18 protein-coding genes are annotated in these 21,409 nt (G+C 74.8%); 10 read left to right on the top strand and 8 right to left on the bottom strand.

Annotated elements, in window-relative coordinates:
• The first annotated feature begins 233 nt into the window (after positions 1 to 233).
• The 8 genes from rpmH to H2O74_RS16400 all read left to right on the top strand — a co-directional run bounded on the left by rpmH (position 234) and on the right by H2O74_RS16400 (position 6,434).
• A complete protein-coding gene (rpmH, locus tag H2O74_RS16435; RefSeq protein WP_010849920.1) occupies positions 234 to 371 on the top strand; it encodes a 50S ribosomal protein L34 in 138 nt (45 codons plus the stop codon).
• A gap of 7 nt (positions 372 to 378) precedes the next feature.
• Positions 379 to 741 (top strand): ribonuclease P protein component, encoded by a 363-nt coding sequence (gene rnpA / locus H2O74_RS16430; protein ID WP_182112552.1) that lies wholly within the window; start codon positions 379 to 381, stop codon positions 739 to 741.
• Positions 738 to 1,061, top strand: a complete 324-nt coding sequence (yidD, locus tag H2O74_RS16425; RefSeq protein ID WP_182112551.1) for a membrane protein insertion efficiency factor YidD — start codon at positions 738 to 740, stop codon at positions 1,059 to 1,061. The genes rnpA and yidD overlap by 4 nt, the downstream gene beginning before the upstream one ends.
• The gene (gene yidC, locus H2O74_RS16420; protein ID WP_182112550.1) at positions 1,061 to 2,368 is read left to right on the top strand and encodes a membrane protein insertase YidC; all 1,308 of its coding nucleotides are present in this window, start codon (positions 1,061 to 1,063) and stop codon (positions 2,366 to 2,368) included. The genes yidD and yidC overlap by 1 nt, the downstream gene beginning before the upstream one ends.
• 58 nt (positions 2,369 to 2,426) lie before the next feature.
• A complete protein-coding gene (locus H2O74_RS16415; protein ID WP_182112549.1) occupies positions 2,427 to 2,945 on the top strand; it encodes a R3H domain-containing nucleic acid-binding protein in 519 nt (172 codons plus the stop codon).
• Between the two features lie 103 nt (positions 2,946 to 3,048).
• Positions 3,049 to 3,690, top strand: a complete 642-nt coding sequence (gene rsmG / locus H2O74_RS16410) for a 16S rRNA (guanine(527)-N(7))-methyltransferase RsmG (protein ID WP_255491693.1) — start codon at positions 3,049 to 3,051, stop codon at positions 3,688 to 3,690.
• Between the two features lie 519 nt (positions 3,691 to 4,209).
• Positions 4,210 to 5,166 (top strand): ParA family protein, encoded by a 957-nt coding sequence (locus H2O74_RS16405; protein WP_182114352.1) that lies wholly within the window; start codon positions 4,210 to 4,212, stop codon positions 5,164 to 5,166.
• Positions 5,166 to 6,434: a ParB/RepB/Spo0J family partition protein gene (locus H2O74_RS16400; RefSeq protein ID WP_182112548.1), complete on the top strand. Its 1,269-nt coding sequence runs from the start codon at positions 5,166 to 5,168 to the stop codon at positions 6,432 to 6,434. The genes H2O74_RS16405 and H2O74_RS16400 overlap by 1 nt, the downstream gene beginning before the upstream one ends.
• A 27-nt stretch (positions 6,435 to 6,461) precedes the next feature.
• On the opposite strand, the gene H2O74_RS16395 is transcribed toward H2O74_RS16400, so the two are convergent.
• From H2O74_RS16395 to H2O74_RS16370, 6 genes are all read right to left on the bottom strand, one after another.
• The gene (locus H2O74_RS16395) at positions 6,462 to 7,823 is read right to left on the bottom strand and encodes a PLP-dependent aminotransferase family protein (RefSeq protein ID WP_182112547.1); all 1,362 of its coding nucleotides are present in this window, start codon (positions 7,821 to 7,823) and stop codon (positions 6,462 to 6,464) included.
• Between the two features lie 162 nt (positions 7,824 to 7,985).
• The gene (gene trxA, locus H2O74_RS16390) at positions 7,986 to 8,321 is read right to left on the bottom strand and encodes a thioredoxin (protein ID WP_182112546.1); all 336 of its coding nucleotides are present in this window, start codon (positions 8,319 to 8,321) and stop codon (positions 7,986 to 7,988) included.
• The gene (trxB, locus tag H2O74_RS16385) at positions 8,318 to 9,331 is read right to left on the bottom strand and encodes a thioredoxin-disulfide reductase (protein WP_182112545.1); all 1,014 of its coding nucleotides are present in this window, start codon (positions 9,329 to 9,331) and stop codon (positions 8,318 to 8,320) included. The genes trxA and trxB overlap by 4 nt, the downstream gene beginning before the upstream one ends.
• Before the next feature lie 98 nt (positions 9,332 to 9,429).
• The gene (locus H2O74_RS16380; RefSeq protein WP_255491692.1) at positions 9,430 to 13,047 is read right to left on the bottom strand and encodes a murein biosynthesis integral membrane protein MurJ; all 3,618 of its coding nucleotides are present in this window, start codon (positions 13,045 to 13,047) and stop codon (positions 9,430 to 9,432) included.
• A complete protein-coding gene (locus H2O74_RS16375) occupies positions 13,044 to 15,197 on the bottom strand; it encodes a DUF6049 family protein (RefSeq protein WP_182112544.1) in 2,154 nt (717 codons plus the stop codon). The genes H2O74_RS16380 and H2O74_RS16375 overlap by 4 nt, the downstream gene beginning before the upstream one ends.
• A gap of 8 nt (positions 15,198 to 15,205) precedes the next feature.
• Positions 15,206 to 15,769, bottom strand: coding sequence for an NUDIX hydrolase (locus H2O74_RS16370; protein ID WP_182112543.1), 564 nt, complete (start codon positions 15,767 to 15,769; stop codon positions 15,206 to 15,208).
• Between the two features lie 77 nt (positions 15,770 to 15,846).
• Between H2O74_RS16370 and H2O74_RS16365 the strand changes: the two genes are divergently transcribed.
• Both H2O74_RS16365 and H2O74_RS16360 read left to right on the top strand, forming a co-directional pair.
• Positions 15,847 to 17,376, top strand: coding sequence for a CCA tRNA nucleotidyltransferase (locus H2O74_RS16365; protein WP_182112542.1), 1,530 nt, complete (start codon positions 15,847 to 15,849; stop codon positions 17,374 to 17,376).
• A gap of 25 nt (positions 17,377 to 17,401) precedes the next feature.
• A complete protein-coding gene (locus tag H2O74_RS16360) occupies positions 17,402 to 17,932 on the top strand; it encodes a pyrimidine dimer DNA glycosylase/endonuclease V (RefSeq protein WP_220457986.1) in 531 nt (176 codons plus the stop codon).
• A 7-nt stretch (positions 17,933 to 17,939) separates the two neighbouring features.
• On the opposite strand, the gene H2O74_RS16355 is transcribed toward H2O74_RS16360, so the two are convergent.
• Positions 17,940 to 20,066 carry a SpoIIE family protein phosphatase gene (locus H2O74_RS16355; RefSeq protein WP_255491691.1) on the bottom strand — a complete coding sequence of 709 codons (2,127 nt, stop codon included), beginning with the start codon at positions 20,064 to 20,066 and terminating at the stop codon, positions 17,940 to 17,942.
• Positions 20,067 to 20,076: 10 nt separating this feature from the next.
• A complete protein-coding gene (locus tag H2O74_RS16350; protein WP_370525776.1) occupies positions 20,077 to 21,396 on the bottom strand; it encodes an MFS transporter in 1,320 nt (439 codons plus the stop codon).
• Positions 21,397 to 21,409 lie beyond the last annotated feature (13 nt).

Genomic DNA, 21,409 nt, shown 5'->3' with positions numbered 1-21,409 from the left:
TGACGGATTGCGTGCCCGGCGTCGAGAGCCGTGCTCCTGTTTGACCGGCCGGGATCCGCCACGTACCGTGGCACAGCCGTTTCTCTCGGCTCCTGCCAGCGTGCCCGCGTGCCCCCAGCAGTTGGGGTGCTCTCGAGCCGCGGGGTCCTGACCCCGCGTGTCGCAGTCCGAGGAAGCAGACGACCGTCCGCCGTCCCGGCGGTGACCTTGATCCAACCTTGTGGAGTACTGACGTGTCGAAGCGCACCTTCCAGCCGAACAACCGGCGTCGGGCCAAGACCCACGGCTTCCGGCTGCGCATGCGCACCCGTGCCGGCCGCGCGATCCTCGCCGCCCGTCGGCGCAAGGGGCGCGCGGAGCTCTCCGCCTGACAGCGGGGTGCTTCCCGCTCCGCTGCGGATGCGTCGGTCCGAGGACTTCGCGCTGACGATCCGCCGCGGTGCACGAGCCGGCAGGACGACGCTCGTCGTCCACTGCCGGCTGTCCGGTGACCGTGAGGGCGCGCGCGTGGGCTTCGTGGTCCCGCGTACCGTCGGAGGTGCGGTCGTGCGCAACACCGTTCGACGCAGATTGCGAGGCGTGGTGGTCGAGCAGCGCGGGTCCTTGCCCGACGGGGCCGACGTCGTCGTGCGCGTCCTCCCGCCGGCCGCCGGCGCGACCTACGCGACCCTGGCCGACGAGTTCACCTCGGCGTTGAGCACAGCGGCCCGGCGGGCCGCCTCCGCCGCGGTCCGGCCATGAGCTCGCACACGGGCGCCGGCCAGCTCGAGGCGCTGCGACAGCTGCCCCGGATGGTGCTGGTGGGCCTCCTGCGGGCCTACCAGCTCGTGATCTCACCCCTGAGCGGCCCGACGTGCCGCTACTACCCCTCGTGCTCGTCGTATGCGCTGCTGGCCGTGCAGCGCCACGGTGCGGTGCGCGGGACGTGGCTGGCGGTGCGGCGCCTCGCCCGCTGCCACCCCTGGACCCCGGGTGGCGTCGACGACGTCCCGCCCGCGCGGGTCCCCCAGACCTGTGCCGACGAGCACGCGTGTGATCACCGAGCGAGGAGCTCTGCCTGATGCCGTTCCCCGACAACATCCTGTGGCCGCTGAAGGTCGCGGTCGCGTGGATCATGGTCCAGTTCCACTCGCTCCTCACGGCCGCCGGCCTGGACCCCGCGTCCGGTGCCGCCTGGGCGCTGTCGATCGTGGGCCTCGTCATCGTCATCCGGATCCTGCTGATCCCGCTCTTCGTGCGACAGATCAAGGCCTCGCGCGGCATGCAGGCCCTGGCGCCGGAGATGCAGGCGATCCAGAAGAAGTACAAGGGCAAGACGGACCCCGCGTCGCGTGAGGCGATGAGCCGGGAGACGATGGAGCTCTACCGCAAGCACGGCACGAACCCGTTCGCGTCCTGCCTGCCGATCCTCGCGCAGTCACCGATCTTCTTCGCCCTGTTCCGGGTGCTGTACTCCCTGCCTGCCCTCGAGGCCGGGACCTACGGCGACGGCCGGGACTCCATCGGCCCGCTGACGCAGGAGCTCGCGGCCGAGGCGAACAACGCGACGCTCTTCGGCGCCAAGATCTCCGAGACGTTCCTCGGCTCGGACGACGTCTCTGTCAAGATCGTGACGGTCCTGCTGATCGTCGCGATGTCGGCGACGACCTTCTTCACGCAGCGTCAGCTCACGCAGAAGAACATGCCGGCCTCGGCGCTCCAGGGCCCGATGGCGCAGCAGCAGAAGATGCTGCTCTACCTGCTGCCCGTCGTCTTCGCCGTCTCGGGTGTCAACTTCCCGATCGGTGTCCTCATCTACTGGACCACCACGAACGTGTGGTCGATGGGCCAGCAGTTCTACGTGATCCGGCGGAACCCGACGCCCGGGTCCGAGGCGGACCGCCTGCTCAAGGAGCGCCGGGCGCGCAAGGCGGCCGCCAAGGGCATCGTGCTGGAGGAGCCGAAGGCGGAGGTGGAGGAGAAGCCGCGCGGGCAGCGTCCGCAGCCGAAGCGCAAGGCTCGCGCCAAGCCGGTCGCGGGTGCGCCGACAATCCCGGCGGGTACCTCGGACGCTCCTCAGGACGATGTCCAGGATACCCCCGGGGGTATGTTGGAGGTCCAGGACGACGCCCCTGCGCCGACCACACCCGCGGCGAAGAAGCGACCGGCCACCAGCGCGGGTGGGGCGACGAAGCCCCGCCCGGCGGGAGCGACCGGTGGCACGACGAAGCCCCGCCCGGCGGGAGCGACCGGTGGCACGACGAAGCCCGCTGCCGCGGGCGGCACCGGGACCTCGGCCGCGCCCAAGAAGCCGCGTCCTGGTGGCGCGACGGGGGCGGACGGCGCGGGCTCGAGCACGCCGCGCAAGCCGCGGACCCCGAAGAAGTGATCTCGACGGGCCGGCCGACCGCGGCCGCCCGATCCATCCCCGTGCACCAGGAGACGCCATGACCGACAGCACTGCCGCTCCGGAGACCTCCGACGGCCCGGACGACGTCCGGCGCCTGGAGGAGGAGGGCGAGATCGCGGCCGACTACCTCGAGGAGCTCCTCGACATCGCCGACCTCGACGGCGACATCGACATCGACGTGGACCACGGACGCGCCGCCGTCGAGATCGTGGCCGAGCCGGGGACGGAGCGCGCCCTGCGTGCGCTCGTGGGTGCCGACGGCGAGGTGCTCGACGCGCTCCAGGAGCTGACCCGCCTCGCGGTACAGACCAAGACGGGCGAGCGGAGCCGGCTCATGCTCGATGTCGCCGGCTTCCGTGCCGGCCGCCGGGCCGAGCTCGCGGAGGTCGCCCGGGCGGCGATCGCCGAGGTCGCGGCCGCGGGACAGCCGGTCGCGCTCGAGCCGATGAACCCGTTCGAGCGCAAGGTCGTCCACGACGTCGTCGCGGAAGCCGGCCTGGCGTCCGACAGCGAGGGCGTGGAGCCGTCGCGGTACGTCGTGGTGCGGCCTGCCTGACGTGGTTCCACGTGAAACGGGGCCCGACGCCGAACCTGGCGGCGTCGGCGCGTCGGCTGGGGACGCCGGACCGGCTGAGCTGGACCCGGCGCCCTCGTCGGCGTTGCTGGACGAGGTCCTCGGTGCCGGGCGCCCGACGGTCGAGGCGTTCCACGACCTGCTCGCGGCGGAAGGCGTGCGCCGCGGGCTCATCGGCCCGCGTGAGGTGGCCCGGCTGTGGCGGCGCCACCTCCTCAACTCCGCCGCGGTCGCGCCGTTGCTTCCCGCGACCGGGACGCTGGTCGACGTCGGGTCCGGCGCCGGTCTGCCCGGGATCGTCCTGGCGGCGCTCCGGCCGGACCTTCGGGTGGTGCTGCTCGAGCCCATGCTGCGTCGGACCACGTGGCTCAGCGAGGTGCGCGACTCGCTCGGCCTGTCCAACGTGGAGGTCGTCCGGGGCCGGGCCGAGGAGCAGCACGGCGTCATCTCCGCGGACGCGGTGACGGCGCGCGCCGTGGCGCCCATGGACAGGCTGGCCCGGTGGACCCTGCCGCTGCTGCGTCCCGGTGGCGTGCTGCTGGCGATGAAGGGCGAGCACGCGGTCGAGGAGCTGGCCGCCGCCGGCGCCGTCATCGACGCGCTCGGGGGTGGCGAGCGATTGGTGGTCGACGTGTCGCCGGGCGGGGAGGTGACGCGGGTCGTGCGTGTGGTGCGGGCGACCGTACCGGTGCCGGCCCCGAAGCGACGGGGCCGGGGCCGGTCCTGACACCGGGCTGACGTGGGTGGGAGCCGCGCGGAGTGATTCTGCGATGTTCCACGTGAAACAGGGCCGCCTTCGGCCTCACTGGTGGACAGGGCGCCACCCACGCGGTGGGCTCGTCCATGCGCAGCCGGCCTGAGCTCGTGGCCGCGGCACTCGACTGATCGTCGTTCCACGCGGAACAGGTCGCGCCTAGCGAGCTCGAGTGCGGAGGCTGTACCGCGCCGCGGCGTTTCACGTGGAACCGAGCATTGCCGCCGCCCGCGAGACGGGGCGGAGACCCCCGTGCGCGGTCACGACCACGCACAGCGCCCCGCCGCCACACGCTGTTGCAGGCCCGCCGGAGCACGCGCTCGCGCGGGTGGTCTGTTTCACGTGGAACAGGCCGCGCCGGTGGCGAGGACTGTCGGTGCCAGATGGCAGGATGGACCGACGACGACGGGAGATCGGGTGCACGAGCAGGACCTGCCACCGGCTGACGCCCTGGGGGCGCTCACGGCGGACGACGAGCGCCGAGCAGCGCTCATGCAGTCGATCCCGGACGGCGACGAGTCGACGCCACTCGCGGCGCAGCTCGCCGTCGACGCCCGCCGGCGGATCGACCTGTCCGGACGCCGGTTCGAGCGCCCGACGACGACCCGGGTCCTCACCGTGGCGAACCAGAAGGGTGGCGTCGGCAAGACGACCACCACGGTGAACCTCGCCGCGGCCCTGGCGCAGGCCGGGGCGTACGTGCTCGTCATCGACAACGACCCCCAGGGCAACGCGTCGACCGCCCTCGGGGTCGACCACCGCGCCGGCACGCCGTCGACGTACGAGGTGCTCGTCGAGGACGAGGACCTGGCCGCCGTGGTCCAGCAGTCCTCGCGGATCCCACGCCTCCTGTGCGCTCCCGCGACGATCGACCTGTCCGGGGCCGAGATCGAGCTCGTCTCGCTGGTCGCCCGGGAGACCCGGCTCCGGAACGCGATCGACGTGTACCTCCGGCACCGGAGCGAGACCGGCGCGGACCGCCTGGACTACGTGTTCATCGACTGCCCGCCGAGTCTGGGCCTGCTGACGGTGAACGCCTTCGTCGCCGCGCGCGAGGTGCTGATCCCCATCCAGTGCGAGTACTACGCGCTCGAGGGCCTCAGCCAGCTCCTCAAGAACGTCCAGCTCATCAAGAACCACCTCAACCCTGCGCTGCACGTGTCGACGATCCTTCTGACGATGTACGACGCCCGGACCAATCTCGCCCAGCAGGTCGCGGCCGAGGTGCGGGAGCACTTCCCGGCGCAGACGCTGCGGACGACGGTGCCCAGGACGGTCCGCATCTCGGAGGCACCGAGCCACGGCCAGACCGTCATGACGTACGACCCCGGTTCGACCGGCGCGCTCTCCTACCTCGCCGCCGCGCGCGAGCTGGCCGAGCGTGGCGCACCGCGCGTGCCCGTTCCCGCAGAGAACCCCGCTGCGACGACCTACCTCGAGGAGAACTGATGGCTGAGAAGCGTCGTGGGCTGGGCCGTGGCCTCGGAGCCCTGATCCCGAGCGCACCGAGCGGCGACGCCCGCCCGGTGGACGTCTTCTTTCCCGGGGCACCCGCTGCGGCCGTCGTCTCGGACACTGTCCCCGTGAGCACCGACGTCGTTGCCGCCGGGAACACCGGCGGTGCGGCCGCCGCCACCGTCCCGCCGTCGCCGGTCGACCTCGTCGACGACCACGCGCAGCGGCCCCGTGCAGCGGCCTCGGAAGTCCCGGCACCGCACGGTGACGTCCTGTCGCCGCGCCCGGGGGAGCGCGCCGATGTTTCACGTGAATCGGTGCACGACGGCGCTACGGACGTCGACGTTTCCCGTGAAACCGCGGCCACGACGGCGGAAGCGGACCGTCCCGCTGCCGATGTTTCACGTGGAACCACGGACGACCTGGTCCCGGTGCCGGGCGCCCACTTCGCCGAGCTGCCGGTCGGGTCCATCGCTCCGAACCCGCGCCAGCCCCGGTCGGTGTTCGACGAGGAGGCCCTCGCCGAGCTGGTCGGGTCGATCCGCGAGGTCGGCGTGCTCCAGCCCGTCGTCGTGCGGCCCGTCGTGGGCGAGGACGGCGCGCCTCGCTACGAGCTCATCATGGGCGAGCGGCGGTGGCGGGCCACCCAGGAGGCGGGCCTCGAGCGGATCCCCGCGATCATCCGGGAGACCGACGACACCGACCTGCTCCGCGACGCGCTCCTGGAGAACCTCCACCGCAGCCAGCTCAACGCGCTCGAGGAGGCCGCCGCCTACCAGCAGCTGCTCGACGACTTCGGGTGCACCCACGAGGAGCTCGCGCGGCGGATCCACCGCTCACGCCCGCAGATCTCCAACACCCTGCGCCTGCTGCGGCTCCCGCCGCTCGTGCAGCGGCGTGTCGCCGCCGGGGTGCTCTCCGCCGGGCACGCCCGCGCCCTGCTGGGGCTCGCGGACGGCGCCGCCATGGAGCGCCTGGCGCAGCGGATCGTGGCCGAGGGCCTCTCCGTGCGGGCCACGGAGGAGATCGTCGCGCTGGGGGGTGACGCCGAGAAGCGCGTGCCCGTGCGGCGCCCGCGGGCCGGCGTCCACAACGCGGCGCTGGACGACCTGGCCACGAGGTTGTCCGACCGCTTCGAGACGCGCGTGAAGATCCAGCTCGGCCGGAACAAGGGCCGGATGACGGTCGAGTTCGCGTCGGTACAGGACCTCAACCGGATCCTCGAGACCCTCTCGCCGCAGGACCCGGGTCTGCTGCGCTGACGCGGGCTGGCGCCCTGACGCGACGTGTCAGCGGGTGTCGGGCGACGCGCTCTCCACGGCGCCGCCGGCGCGGTGCGGGCCGGTGCCGAAGAGCCTGAGCAGCTCGCTCTCGGCCTCGACGACCCCGGCGAGCCGCCGGACGCCCTCGCGGATGCGCTCGGGGGTGGGGTAGCAGAACGACAGCCGCATGTGGTCCGAGCCCTGACCGTCGGCGTAGAAGGCCGTGCCGGACACGTACGCGACGAGCGCCGTCACCGCGCGGGGGAGCATCGCCTGGGCGTCGAGGCCCTCGGGCAGCTTGACCCAGGTGTAGAAGCCGCCGTCGGGGACCGTCCAGCTCGCCTCGGGGATGTGCTCCTCGAGAGCCTCGATCATCGCGTCGCGCCGCTGGCGGTACATCTCGCGGTACAGCTTGATCTGGTGCCGCCAGTCGTGGTGCGCGAGGTAGGTCGAGATCGCGAGCTGCGACGCGTTCGAGGGGCACAGGATCGAGGACTCGCTCGCGAGCACGAGCTTCTCGCGGATGTAGTGCGGGGCCACCGCCCACCCGACGCGGTAGCCGGGCGCGAAGGTCTTCGAGAACGAGCCCAGGTACACGACGCCCACGTCGTCCATGGAGCGCATGGCGGGCAGGGGGTCGCCGTCGAAGCCCAGCAGACCGTAGGGGTCGTCCTCCAGGACGAGGACCCCGTAGCGGGCCGCGATCTCGAGGACGCGCGGTCGGCGCTCCTGGGCGAGGGTGACGCCGGCCGGGTTGTGGAAGTTCGGGACCGTGTAGAGCAGCTTGACGCTGCGCCCTTCGCGCTTGAGGCGGGCGAGCGTCTCCTCGAGCGCCTCGGGGATCAGCCCGTGCTCGTCCAGCGGCACGTGCACCACGTCCGCCTGGTAGGAGCGGAAGACCCCGAGGGCGCCCACGTAGCTCGGCGCCTCGGCGACCACGACGTCGCCGGGGTTGATGAAGAGCCTGACGACAAGGTCGAGCGCCTGTTGTGATCCCGTGGTGACCACGACGTCGTCCGGGTGCGCCTGGATGCCCTGCAGGCGCATCACCTCGAGGATCTGCTCCCGCAGCGTCTCGTCGCCCTGTCCGGAGCCGTACTGCAGCGCCGTCGTTCCGCGCTTGAGGAGCAGCTGGTAGCTCGACTCGGCGAGCGCCTCGAGGGGAAGCCCGTCGATGTTGGGCATCCCGCCGGCGAGCGAGACCACCTCGGGGCGGTTCGCGACGGCGAAGAGCGCGCGGATCTCCGAGGCGCGCATGCCGTGGGTGCGGTCGGCGTAGGCCTCGATCCAGGGGTCGAGGCGGGTCCCGGTGGCGGGCTGGACGCGGGGAGCGGCTCCGCCGGTCGCGGGAGTCACCCGCCCCGTCGGCTCGCCGTGCTCGGGAGTCATGTCCCGAAGTCTGCCACGCGGCGGACAGGTGAGACGCGCGCCGACCGGCCGGCGGGACACCGGTGGCCCACCGCCGGACCGGCTGGCCTCCGCGCCGCCCCCGTGCACGCCGAAGGCCCCGCGGTTCGCCGCGGGGCCTTCGGTCGGGTGGAGCAGACGGCGTCAGCGCGAGGCGCCCGCCAGGACCGACTCGATCTCGGTGACGAGCGCCGGCTTGGGACGCGCGCCGACGACCTGCTTGACGAGCTCGCCGCCCGTGTAGATGTTCAGCGTCGGGATGGACGTGATGCCGTAGGCCGCCGTGACCTGCGGGTTCTCATCCGAGTTGATCTTCGCGATCTTGACGCGGCCCGCGTAGGTCTCGGACAGCTCCTCGAGGATCGGGGCGACCTGGCGGCACGGGCCGCACCACGGCGCCCAGAAGTCCAGGACCACGGGGATCTCGGACTCGAGGACCTCGGTCTTGAAGGTGGCGTCGGTGACGGGGACGGTGCTCACAGGGTCTCCTCGATCTTCTGGGGCAGGGCGGCGGGGGCGGGGGGCTCGGCGGCGTGCACGAGCTCCGCCAGGTAGTGCTGGGCGTCGAGCGCGGCGGCGCAGCCCGTGCCGGCGGCCGTGATGGCCTGGCGGTACACGTGGTCGACGAGGTCGCCGCACGCGAACACGCCCTCGACGTTGGTGGCGGTCCCACGCGCGCCGGCACCGGCGGCCTCGGGCCCGACGAGGACGTAGCCCTCGTCGTCGAGGTCGACCTGGCCGACGAGCAGCTCGTTGCGCGGGACGTGCCCGATGGCGACGAACAGGCCGGTCGCCGCCAGCTCACGCTCGGCGCCGGTCACCGTGTCACGCAGGGTGACGCCCGAGACCTTGTCCTGGCCGTGGATCGCGACGACCTCGCTGTTCCAGGCGAACCGGATCTTGGGGTCGGACGTCGCGCGGTCCGCCATGATCTTCGAGGCGCGCAGCTCGTCGCGGCGGTGCACCATGGTGACCGTCCTCGCGAAGCGCGTGAGGAACGTCGCCTCCTCGACGGCGGAGTCCCCGCCGCCCACCACGACGACGTCCTGGTCGCGGAAGAAGAACCCGTCGCACGTCGCGCACCACGAGACGCCGTGGCCCGAGAGGCGCTTCTCGTCCGGCAGCCCGAGCTCGCGGTAGGCGGAGCCCGTCGCGAGGATCACGGCGCGCGCCCGGAAGGTGTCGCCGTTCCCGGTGACCACGGTCTTGACGGGGCCGACCAGGTCGGCGCGCACGACGTCGTCGTAGCGGACGTCCGCGCCGAAGCGCTCCGCCTGCTTGCGCATGTTCTCCATGAGGTCCGGACCCATGACGCCGTCGACGAAGCCCGGGAAGTTCTCCACCTCGGTGGTGTTCATCAGGGCGCCGCCCGCGGTCACGGAGCCCGCGACGACGACGGGTGCCAGGCCGGCGCGCGCGGCGTACACGGCGGCGGTGTAGCCGGCGGGGCCGGACCCGATGATCACAAGGTCCCGGAGGGTGTCGGTCACGTGCGGCGTCCTTCGTCCGGTGGGTGGTTCGATCGCGTCAACCGATCCTAGAGGCCGGATGTTCCGTGCCGGCGCCGACCGGTGCCGGCACGGCCCGGTCAGGAGAGGCGGATCTCCGCGAGCTCCACGCGGTTGCTGCCGTCGGCGGTCTGCGGGAGCTCGGTGAACCACAGCACCAGGTGCTGGGTCTCGGTGGGGCTGCTCAGCGTCAGCACCGTCTCGGCGGACATCGGGCCGGACGCGAGCACCTCACCCTCGGTCGGCGTCGCCGGGTCCGTCGCGCGGATCTCGACGTTGCCGCCCGTGCCGTTGACCACGAGCGTGACGGTGGTGACCGTGGCCGGCTCGGCCAGCGTGACCGCGTAGCCGACGCCGGGCTTCATGCCGTAGGTCGGCGACTTGTACGTCCGCGTGTACCAGTGGGTGGCGGGGTCGCCGTCGTAGGCGAGCGCGACGGCCTCGGGGTGCTCGTTGTTGTCGCCACCGGGCGGCGGGTCGAGCATCTCGCCGGACGCGATGGTGGGCGGCACGGCCGTCGCCGCGTCCCCGGGCGCCTCGCCCTCGCCCTCGCCCTCGCCCTCGGCCGGGGCGTCGGCCTCGGGCTCCTCGGGTGCGGCGGAGTCGACGACGTCGCCGAAGCCGTCGCTGCCGCCGATCGGCGGGGGCGGGTCGGTCAGCGCGTTCCACGCCCACACCAGGCCGATGACGACGGCGATGCCGACCAGGGCGAGCACGATGGGTGTGGGGTCGAAGCGCTTGCGCACGAGCACCTCGACGGGGGTGCCGATGAGGTGCTCGAAGGACTCGTGCCCGCGGTGGTGCTCGCGGTCGGGCGCACGCTCCGGGTCGGGCGCGGGCCCGTGGTCGGTCGAGGGCGAGGGGCGGTCGCTCGACGCCGGGGGCCGGACGGGACGGCGCTGCACCGTGGCCGGGCCCATGACCTGCGTCGGCGCGGCTCCGGTCGGCATGGCCTGCGTGGCCGCCGCTGCGTCCGCACCGGCCTCGGCCTGGTCGGGGGCGTCCGTCCCGGCCCGCGCGGCCTGGGCGGCACCGAACGCGGCCGCGGCGGCTCCGGCGGCCACCCGCGGGTCGGTGCGGCGGAAGGCCGGCGGGATCGCGGGCGGCGGCGTCGTCCCGGGTCGCTCCGTGGCGGGCTGCGGGCCGTCCAGCGTGCTGCGCACCGACTGGCGCTGGACGCGCGCCGCGGCCGCGCGCGGCGGGACGACCGCCGGCGCCGCGGGCGTCGTGGCGGGGGTGTCCGCCGGGACGGCGGTGACGGCGCCCCACGGCTCGAGCTCGCGGACCAGCTCGGCCGGACTGTGCGGGCCGTCGTCGTGCGGACCGAGGGTGACCGCGCACAGCGTGTCGAGGTCGTTCGGGACGTCGGGCGCGAGCGCGACGGGCGGGACGGGCGTGCCGTCCTCGTCGGGCGGCGCGGCGATGCCGGCGTCGGGCATGGCCTCGCGGTGCGGCCACCGCCCCGTCAGCGCGAGGTACAGCAGCGCGACGAGGCCGACGGTGTCCGCGCGGGTGGTCGACCGTGCGTCGCCGGGGCCGCCGCCGAGGATCTCACCGTCGATGCCCAGGCCGGTGACGACGACGCCGCCCGCGGGCGTGATGCGCACGGCCGACGGGCGCAGCGCGAGGTGGTGGAGGCCGCGGCGTCGGGCGACCTCGAGCGCGACGGCCGCCTCGCCGACGATCGCCCGCGCCTGGTCCGCCGGGAGCGGGCCGGACGCGACGGCGTCGGCGAGCGTGCGGCCCGTGAGCGGCTCGGTGACGGTGTAGGCCAGGCCCTCGTGGTCGCCGACGTCCAGGACGCGCAGCAGGCGCGGGTCGGTCACGAGGGCGGCGCGGCGCGCGGCGTCCTGCGCCTGGGCGACGCGTCCGGCGCGGAGCACGAGCGCGCGCACCGGGCGGTCGAGGATCTGGTCGTGGGCGTCCCACGCCTCGACGTCGGGCAGGTCGGTGGCTGCGGACCGCTCGAGGCGGTACCTGCCGGCGAGCAGGGTGCCCTGCTCCACGACGACGTCCACCCGACCATCCCCTCGTCCGTCCGTGCGGTCCTGGCGAGTGCCGTCCCGGCCGGCCCGCCCGCCCATGCTACGGCCCAGGCGTGCCATCAGCGGGGCCGCCAGGCGGGCGACGTCGTCCACGCCGAGCAGGCGCAGGCCGCCGAGGTAGATCGCGAGCATGACGGAGCCGACCAGGACGCACAGTCCTGCGGCCTGGAGGAACCCGAGCCGGCCCAGGTCGCCGAACAGGAGGCTCAGCGGCCAGCCGACGGCGGTCGCCACGCCGGCGCTGAGGACGGCGCGGGCGTGCATCGACGCGGCGCGCCGCCCGGTGCCGCCCACCCGCCGCCGGACGAGGACGCCGCCCCACACGGCTCCCAGCACGTAGGACGCCGCGATCGAGGCGCCGGCCGTGACGGTCCACCACCGCGCGGGCAGCACGGCCGCGCCGAGCATCGTCCCGCCGGCGACGACCCCTGCCATCGCCACCTGCACCCAGAAGAGGCTCCGCGCGTCCTCGAACGCGTAGTACACGCGCTGGCACAGGGACCACGCGCCCAGCGCGGACAGACCGAAGAGCAGCGCGACCACCACGGGGGCGAGGGCGCCGAGCTCGCCCGGCGACGCGGAGGGGAACACGACGCGGACCAGCGGCAGGGCGAGCACGGCCAGGACCGCCGTCGCGATGACCGTGAAGACGCCGATGGTGCGCAGCCCGCTGGAGAAGTCCTCGCGCACCGCCCGGCGGTCGTCGGCCGCGGCGTGGCCGGACAGGCGGGTGAAGAACGCCGTGAGGAGCGAGACCGTCACGAGCGAGTGGGGCAGCATGAAGACGGTGAAGGCGAGCGAGTAGGCGTTGTTGCCCGCCACGTCCGCCTCGAACTCCTGGGCCGCGGACGAGGTCACGCGCATCACGGCGAGGATGCCGAGCTGGCCGACGACGAGCGCGGCGAAGGTCCACCCGGCGACCCGGCCGGCGCTGCCCAGGCCGGCGTTGCGCCAGTCGAACCGCGGCCGGAAGCGGAACCCGATGCGGCGCAGGGGCACCAGGAGGACGAGCGCCTGCACGACCACGCCCAGCGTCGCGCCGCCGGCCAGGAGCGCGACGTGGCCGGCGTCCCAGGTGGTGGGGTCGTCGAACCCACCGCCCTCCTGGTACCTGCCGAACGCGGCGATGAACACGCCGAGCGATCCGATGGCCACGACGTTGTTGACGACCGGCGCCCACATGTAGGGGCCGAAGCTCTCCCGTGCGTTGAGGACCTGCCCGAGGAGCGTGTAGAGGCCGTAGAAGAAGACCTGCGGGAGGCACCACACCGCGAAGGTCGTGGTGAGCGCGACGAACTCGGGGTCCTTGTCGCTGACCACCAGGCGCACCACGAGCGGTGCGGCGACCGTGATCACGACGGTGAGGGCGAGCAGCAGCGAGATCGAGATCGTCAGCAGTCGGTCGACGTACTGCTGCCCGTCGCGCTCGCGGTAGGCGCGCACGATCTGCGGCACGAGCACCGCGTTGAGCACCCCGCCCGCCACGAGCATGTAGAGCATGTTCGGCAGCCAGTTCGCCGCGGCGAACGCGTTGGCCGCGGGGGCGTTGAGGCCGATCGCCGCCACGAGGACCGCCGCACGGACGACGCCGAGCACGCGTGAGGTGGCCGTGCCCGCCGCCATGATGGCCGTGCTGCGGCCGATGCTGCTCACGGTGCCGCCCGCCCCGGCGTCCCGCTGGGCTCGAGCTCGTCGGACTCCTCCTCCGGCGAGAGGGCGTCGGGCCCGGCCACCACCGGGGCCGCGCGGGCGGCGGTCCGGCCGCGCCGGATGGTGCGGACGATGCCCAGGACCAGGCCGAGGGCCAGGAGCCCGCCGAGCACCGCGGCACCGATCCCCTCCCACTCGGCGCGCACCCGGACCGTGAGGACGGTGCGGTCGTCCAGCACGACGCCGTCCCCGGTGCGCAGCTCGACGGTGACGGGGACGTCGGCGCTCTGCACGGCGTGCACCGGCAGCAGCACCTCCCGCTGGCCCTCGCCCGGGACCGTGACGGTCACGGCCTCGTCGGCGACGAGCCGGGGGTCGCTGGGCCGCAGGGCGACGACGACCGTCACGGGCTGGTCGAGCGTGTTCTCCACGACGACGGGCAGCTCGCCGGTCGTCGAGACGAGGAAGACGTCGCTGCCGGGGCGCACGGTGACGGCGTCGCGCAGGGCGTCCGTACGTGCCACCGCGGCCGCGACCACCTGGTCCCGCCCGTCGGGGTCGTCGCGCCAGGCCACCGACAACGGCGTGAGGCGCTCGAGCTCCAGGTCACCGACCAGCGCCGCCGGGCGCTCGGCGACCGACGCGAGCGCGACGCGCTGGTCGAGCGTCTGCTCGAGGGTCGAGATCAGCGCCGGGGAGATCTCCGCCGTGGCCACCTCCCGCTCCGGGAGCCGGCCGCGGTCGACGGGCTCCACGGTCGCGAGCTCCGCGATCGGTGCGGTGCGCACCCAGGGGGCCGCCTCGAGCGCCTCGAGCTGGGCGCCGACGAGCGCGGGGTCCGGGTCCCAGTGCCGCGACGCCGAGATCAGCACGTGCCTCGCGTCGTTGGGTCGCTCGCGGGTCAGCACCGCGAGCTCGGCGAGCAGGTCCTGGGCCGCCGTCGTGGGCGTCAGCTGGTCGGGCCGTGTCTCGTCGTCGAGGCGCTCCTGCACGGTGCCGGTCTCGAGGGCGGCCGAGAGCCGCTCGTCGGGCACGAGCACGGTGACCTCACCGGCGGCGGTCTCGACAGTGCTGCGGGCCGACGGCGTGTAGCTCGTCTCGGCCGCGGGCGACAGCGCACCGGGTGCGACGACCATGAGCCCGCCCGTCCCCGCGAGGGCGGCCGTCTCGGCGTCGGGTGTCGGGTTGGCCGGCAGGACGAGGCGGTTCAGCCCCGGGTCCGGGACGCCAACCTCCTGCGCGGTCAGCGCGGAGCGGGCGACCGCGGCGTCCCAGAGGCTGGTCGAGCCGGAGTGGGCGATCGCGGACGGGTCCACGTCGGCGAACGGCAGCAGGGCCACCTCGTGGTCCGCGGCCGCACCGAGCAGCCGCTCGGCCCAGGCGGGACCCGCGGGGGCGGCGCCACCGGCCGCACGCTGGACCAGCCACGGGTCGAGGAGCCAGGTGATCTCCGGCCGGTCCGCGGTGGCGTTCAGCAGCGTCGTGAGCCGGCCACCCGGGCGGGTGAGGGCGGTGAGCAGCGTGTCGGTGCCCGGCTCGCTGCCGGCGGCCGGTCCCACGACGGGGACGGCGAGGGAGACGCTCGTCGGGGTGACGTCCTGCTCGGGGAACCAGATCGTGAACGTGCGGGCCAGGCCCTGCCGGCGGCGGACGTCGTCCTGGCGGTCGACGACCTCCACGGCGAGCCCGCGCGGTCCCCAGGAGGCGCTGGTGCGCAGGCCGACGGACGCGGCGGGCACGGTGACGGTGAAGGGCAGGGCGGCGCCGGGGGGCACGGCCTCGGTGAGGTCCACGGTGAGCACGCCGCGGCCCGACGGCTCGGTCGTGTCGGCCTCGCGCCACTCGTCGAGCTCGGTGCGCGAGGCGAACGCCGACCGCTCGAGGTGCACCACGACGCGCGGGATCTCGAGAGTCGCGTCTCCGGTGTTGCGGATCGTCCCCGAGACGACGAGGTCCTGGCCGGGCTCGAGGATGCCCGTCACCGCGTCCAGCTCGATGCTCAGCGGCAGGTCCTCGCGCTCGGACGCGGTCGTGGCCGGACCGGCGGGAGCACCGCCGGCCGGCTGGGCGGCGGCGACGGCCGGCGCGCCCAGCAGCGCCGCGAGCAGCGCGGAGCCCACGGCCGCGCGCCGGACGACCGACCGCGCCCTCATCCCTGGGCTCACCCGGCCTCGCCGGCGAGGAGCTGGGTGGCGGCCTGGGCCAGCCGGCGCTCGTTCGGGTACGCGAGCCGCTCGGGCAGCGCGGTCAGCGCCACCCAGGCGACCTCCTCGGCCTCCTGGTCGGGGTCGCCGTCGACGCTCAGGACGCCGCCGCGCGCGTGCAGGAGGAAGTGGTGGACGACCTTGTGCACGCGGCGGTCGTCACCCGTGAACCAGTAGTCGATGGTGCCGAGCGCTCGCACGACCTCGCCGCGGATGCCCGTCTCCTCCGCGATCTCCCGCACGGCCGCCTCGGCCGGGGTCTCCGTGCCCTCGAGGTGCCCCTTCGGCAGGCACCACTCGAGCCGCCCGGCCCGGTTGCGGCGCGCGATGACGGCGGCGTGCGGCGCCCCGGCGTCCTGGCGCACCACGAGCCCGCCCGCGGAGGTCTCCTCGACGACCGGCAGGGTGTGCACCGGGCGCCGCGAGGCGGCCGTGCGGTCGGGGGCCTGGATGCGCAGCGCGTGGCCCCCGGGCGGTGCGGGCACGGGGCCCGGCCGCGGGTGAGGGACGGCGCTCGACATGGCGCCACTGTAACGACCAGGGCTGGGGCGGGACCGGACGGCGGCGGGCGCTGCCGCATCTGGCACGCTGGTGTCCCGTGTCCACTCCTCTCCCGCCGACCTCGCGACCCGCTGCCACTGCGCCTGCCACCACGCCCGACCCGGGCGCCCTCGCGGCGCTCCAGCGCCGCGCGCTGACGGTCATCGCCGAGCTGGCCCCCGCCGCGGTGGAGCTCGGCGAGGCCTTCGCGCGAGAGGGCCACGAGCTGGCCCTGGTCGGCGGCCCCGTGCGCGACGCCTTCCTCGGCCGCGTGAGCAGCGACCTCGACTTCGCGACCTCCGCGACCCCGGACCAGACGCAGCGCATCCTCGCCGCGTGGGGCGACGCGCACTGGGACATCGGACGCGAGTTCGGCACCATCGGCGCCCGGCGCTTCGCGCGCGGCGGGGGTGCCGACGTCGTCGTGGAGGTCACGACCTACCGCACGGACGAGTACGACCGCACCTCGCGCAAGCCGGTCGTGGCGTTCGGCGACACGCTCGAGGGCGACCTGTCGCGGCGCGACTTCACCGTCAACGCGATGGCGGTCCGGCTGCCGTCCCTGACGTTCGTCGACCCCTTCGACGGCCTCGCGGACCTCGCGAAGCAGGTGCTGCGCACGCCGGTGACGGCCGAGCAGTCGTTCGACGACGACCCGCTGCGCATGATGCGCGCCGCGCGGTTCGTGGCCCAGCTCGGGTTCGCGCTCGCCCCGGACGTCCGCACCGCGATGGAGCGCATGTCCGACCGGATCACGATCGTGTCCGCGGAGCGGGTGCGCGACGAGCTCGTCAAGATCATGCTCGCGCCGGACCCGCGCCCGGGCCTCGAGGTCCTGGTCGAGACCGGCCTGGCCGACCACGTGCTGCCCGAGCTGCCGGCGCTGCGCCTGGAGATCGACGAGCACCACCGGCACAAGGACGTCTACCAGCACTCGCTCACGGTGCTGGCCCAGGCCATCGACCTCGAGACGGGCACGCACGAGCACCCGACGGGTCCGGTGCCCGGTCCCGACCTGGTCCTGCGGCTCGCCGCCCTGCTGCACGACGTCGGCAAGCCCGCGACGCGCCGCTTCGAGTCGGGCGGCGGGGTGAGCTTCCACCACCACGAGGTGGTGGGGGCCAAGCTGGCCGCGCGCCGGCTCAAGGCGCTGCGCTTCGACAAGGAGACGGTGCAGGCCGTGGCGCGCCTGACGGAGCTGCACCTGCGGTTCCACGGCTACGGCGAGAGCGGCTGGACGGACTCGGCCGTGCGCCGCTACGTCACCGACGCCGGGCCGCTGCTCGAGCGCCTGCACCGGCTCACGCGCTCGGACTGCACGACGCGGAACCGGCGCAAGGCCGAGCGGCTGTCCTTCGCCTACGACGACCTGGAGCGGCGCATCGCGGAGCTGCGCGAGCACGAGGAGCTGGCCGCCATCCGGCCCGACCTCGACGGCGAGCAGATCATGGCGATCCTCGGCATCCCGCCCGGCCGCGAGGTGGGGCAGGCCTACCGCTTCCTGCTCGACCTGCGCATGGAGCACGGGCCCCAGGACCCGGCCGAGGCCGAGCGGGCGCTGCGCGAGTGGTGGGCGGCGCGCGGCTGAGCGCCGCCGGGGTGAGGCTGGGCCCATGAGGCTCTGGTCGGTCCACCCGCGCTACCTCGACCGCCAGGGGCTCACGGCCGGCTGGCGCGAGGCCCTGCTCGCGCAGAAGGTGCTCACCGGCACCACGCGCGGGTACCGCAACCACCCCCAGCTGCGGCGCTTCCGCGTGGGCGAGCCCGGCCCCGTCGCGCCGGGCGGGCCGCCGCTCGACGTCGGGGCACCGATCCTGACCTTCCTGCACGCGCTCGCGGACGAGGCGGCCCGGCGCGGCTACTCCTACGACCGGACGCGCGTGCTCGGACCGCCCGACGCCGCCCTGCGCCTCGACGTGACGCAGGGGCAGCTGGCGCACGAGTGGGACCACCTGCGCGCGAAGCTCGCCGCCCGGAGCCCCGACGTCCTCGCGCGCTGGCGCGACGTCGAGGTTCCCGAGCCGCACCCGCTCTTCGTGGTCGTGCCCGGGCCCGTCGCGGACTGGGAGGTCGTCACGGACGGTGGACGGCCCGGTGGGCGGCCGGGCGGACGGCCGGGCGGACGGGCCGGGCCGGGAGCCTGACGGCGGCTCAGTCCGGCTCGGCGTCCCGCCGCACCACCAGGACGCAGACGTCGTCCTCGTGCTCGCCGCCCGCGAGCGTCGCGACCAGGTGGTCGCAGATGCCGCGGGCGTCCATCCCGTCGGGCATCGCCTCGAGCGTCGCGCGCAGCTCGGCGATCCCGCGCCGCAGCGGACGGCTGCGGCGCTCGAGGAGGCCGTCGGTGTAGACGACCAGCACCGCGCCGGGGGGCAGGTCCACCGCGGCCTCCACGACGGGCCGGCCGGGCACCGGGACCCCGACCGGGGTGGTCAGCGCGCCGTCCAGCTCCCGCACGACGCCGTCGGCCGTGCGGACGAACGGCGGCGGGTGACCCGCGCGGGTGTAGCGCAGGGTCGAGCCCTCGAGGCGCAGGTAGACGCAGGTGGCGATGTCGGCCATGCCGAGCCCCTGGACCAGCTCGTCGAGCCGCGCGACGACCGTGCCCGCGTCCTGGCCGGACCACGCGTAGGAGCGCAGGACCGACCGCAGCTGGCCCATGGACGCGGCGGCGTGCAGGTCGTGCCCCACGACGTCGCCCACGGCCAGGCCGACGGCGCCGTCGGGCAGCGGCAGGACGTCGAACCAGTCGCCCCCGACCTGGGCGCGGTCGAGGGCCGGGACGTAGGCCGCGGCGACGTCGAGGCCGGGGATCTCGGGCAGCTCGGGGAGCAGGCTGCGCTGGAGCGTCACCGCGGCCTCGCGCTCGCGCTGGTACAGGCGCACGTTGTCGAGGCCCACGCCGGCGCGGTGCCCGAGGTGCGCGGCCGTGATGACGTTCTCCTGCAGCAGGTCGTGCCGGTCTCGGACGACCAGGACCAGGACACCCAGCACGCCGTCACGGGCCCGCAGCGGCACCACGAGCGCGCTGCCCAGCCCGAGGCGGTGGAGCAGGGCGAGCTGGCGCGGCGTCGTGCGGGCGGCCAGGGACGCCACGTCGACGGGGGAGGCCACCGGGACGTGTCCGGCCGGGCTCGCCAGCGCGTGCGCGATGCGCGGTGAGCGCGTGAGCCAGCCGAGGTCGGCGCGCTCGAGCTCCGCGGCGTCGATGGCGTCGACCGGGTCCGCCGCGACGATGTGCAGGCCGTCGAACCTGCCGCGCTCGTCCACGACGGCGACGAAGCCCCACGACGCGAGCCGCGGGACGGCGACCTGGGCGAGCGCCCGGACCGCGTCGGTGTAGTCGAGGTGCTCCGCGAGGGTCTGGCTCACCTCCGCCAGCAGGTGCAGGCGGCGGCTCGAGACCCGGGCCTCGTCGAGCGCCGCCTCGCGCGCGAGCAGCGCCTGCACGCGCTCGGTGACGTCGGCCTGGATGCCGACGTGGTGCGTCACGTGGCCGTCGGCGTCCAGGACGGGACTGATGACCACCTGGTTCCAGAACGGCGTGCCGTCGGCGCGGTAGTTGAGGAGCGTGTCCGCGACCGTGGTGCGGGCCTCGAGCGCGGCGCGGATGCGGGCCACGACCTCGCGGTCGGTGTCAGGGCCCTGCAGGAAGCGGCAGTTGGTGCCGATGACGTCCTCGGCCCGGTAGCCGGTGACGCGCTCGAACGCCGGGTTCACCCACACGATCGGGTCGCCGGGCTGGGTGGGGTCCGTGATCGTGAACGACACGCTGCTCGCGACCGCAGCGCGGGCGTGGACGTCGGTGCCCAGGTCCGGCATGGCGGCCGCCGCGGTCCGCGACCGCAGCGGCAGCAGGACGACCAGCGCCTGGTGCGCGAGCGGGGCGGGCGCGCCGGCGAGCGGCACGCCGACGACCCAGAGCGCCTCGCGCAGGGCGGAGTCGCCGGTGGCCCGCTCCGCGCTGACCTGGATCCCGCGCGACGGCGCCTCGCGCGCGATCGTCGCGAGCGTGCGCAGGCCCTCGTCGAGCCCGAGGCCGTCCTGGGTCCGGAGCCCGGCGGCGCGGGCCCACTCGGCCAGCGGGGCCGGGAGGCGGACGTCCGGGGCGAGCTGGGTCGCGAGGAGGTTCGCGAACACGACCGTGCCCGCGTCGAGGTCGACGAGCAGGGTGGCCGCCGCCTGCTCGTGCGCCCCCTCCGGCAGCGCCAGGGCGTCGACGACGGCGCGCGCCGCCAGGTCGGCGAGGGCGTCGGCCTGGCCCGTCGGCTCGCTCACGCGGCCGATCCTAGAGCGGGACGGCGTCCGACCCGACGTGCCGGGCGGCCGCCGCGGCGGCCCGCGCGACGCCCAGCCGCAGCAGGGCCGCCGTGACGACGTAGGCGACCGCGAGGGCCGCGAAGGCGGGGCGGGACCAGCCCGTGTCCGGCAGCACGGCGGCCGCGAGGGCGGCGGCGCCCACGAAGGCGGCGTTGTAGAAGACGTCGTAGAGCGCGAACGCGCGCCCGCGGAACTCGTCGTCGGTGTCGCGCTGCACGATGGTGTCGACCGCGATCTTGGTGCCCTGGGCGGCGAGGCCGAGCAGGACGGCGCCGACCAGCACCGCGGTCCGCTCCACCGTGACGGCGAGCAGCACCTGGCTGCCCGCGCCGATGCCGAGGCAGACGACGATCCACTGCTCCGGGGTGAGGCGCTGGTGCGCGAGGGGCGTCAGGATGACGGCGCCCGCGAAGCCCACGGCCGACGCGCCGAGCACGAGCCCGAACGTCGCGAGCCCGGCCGCGCTGTCGGCGGGGTCGGAGAGCAGGTTCCGGGCGATGAGGATGCTCGCGATGAACGTCACGCCGTAGATGAAGCGGTGCGCCGCCATGACGCCGAGCGCCATCGCGGGGGTGCGCCGCGCGACGAGGTGACGCGCGCCCGCGCCGAGGCCGGCGGCGACCTCGCGCAGCTTCGCGCGCAGCTCGTCCGCACCGGCGCGGCGGGTCGGGCCGAGCTGGTCCGGGCCGAGCCGCAGCGCGAGCGCCGACGCGGCGGCGAAGACCACCGCGGCGCCGACGAGCACGACGGCGTCGTGCGCGGGTCCCGCCGGCGCGACGATGCCGCCGACCAGTCCGAGGGCGCCGCCGACGCCCGCGGCCGCCGCGCCCAGCGTGGGCGTGATCGAGTTGGCCATGAGCAGCTGCTCGCGCGGCACGACGCGGGGCAGCCCGGCCGAGAGCGCCGAGAGCAGGAACCGGTTGACCGAGAGCGTCACGAGCGTGAGGACGTACACGGCGGGTCCGACGCCGACGCCGGCCAGCAGGGCCGCGAGCACGAGCGTCAGGACCACCCGGACCGCGTTGCCGACCAGCAGCACCTGGCGCCGGCGCCAGCGGTCGAGCAGGACCCCCGCCCACGGACCGACGACCGTGAAGGGCAGCAGGAGCACCGCGAAGGCGGCCGCGACGCCCGACGCCGTCGTCATCCGCTCGGGCGCGAAGAAGAAGAGCGTCGCCAGGCCGACCTGGAACATCCCGTCGCCGGTCTGGGACACGAGGCGCACGGCGAACAGCCGCCGGAACCCGGGGTGCACGGCGACGATCTTCAGGTCTCCGAGCACGCTCACACCGACGCAGGCT

Origin of the sequence: Actinotalea sp. JY-7876 (assembly GCF_014042015.1) — a bacterium.
Lineage (GTDB): Bacteria > Actinomycetota > Actinomycetes > Actinomycetales > Cellulomonadaceae > Actinotalea.
This window is presented reverse-complemented; position numbering and strand designations above follow the sequence as displayed.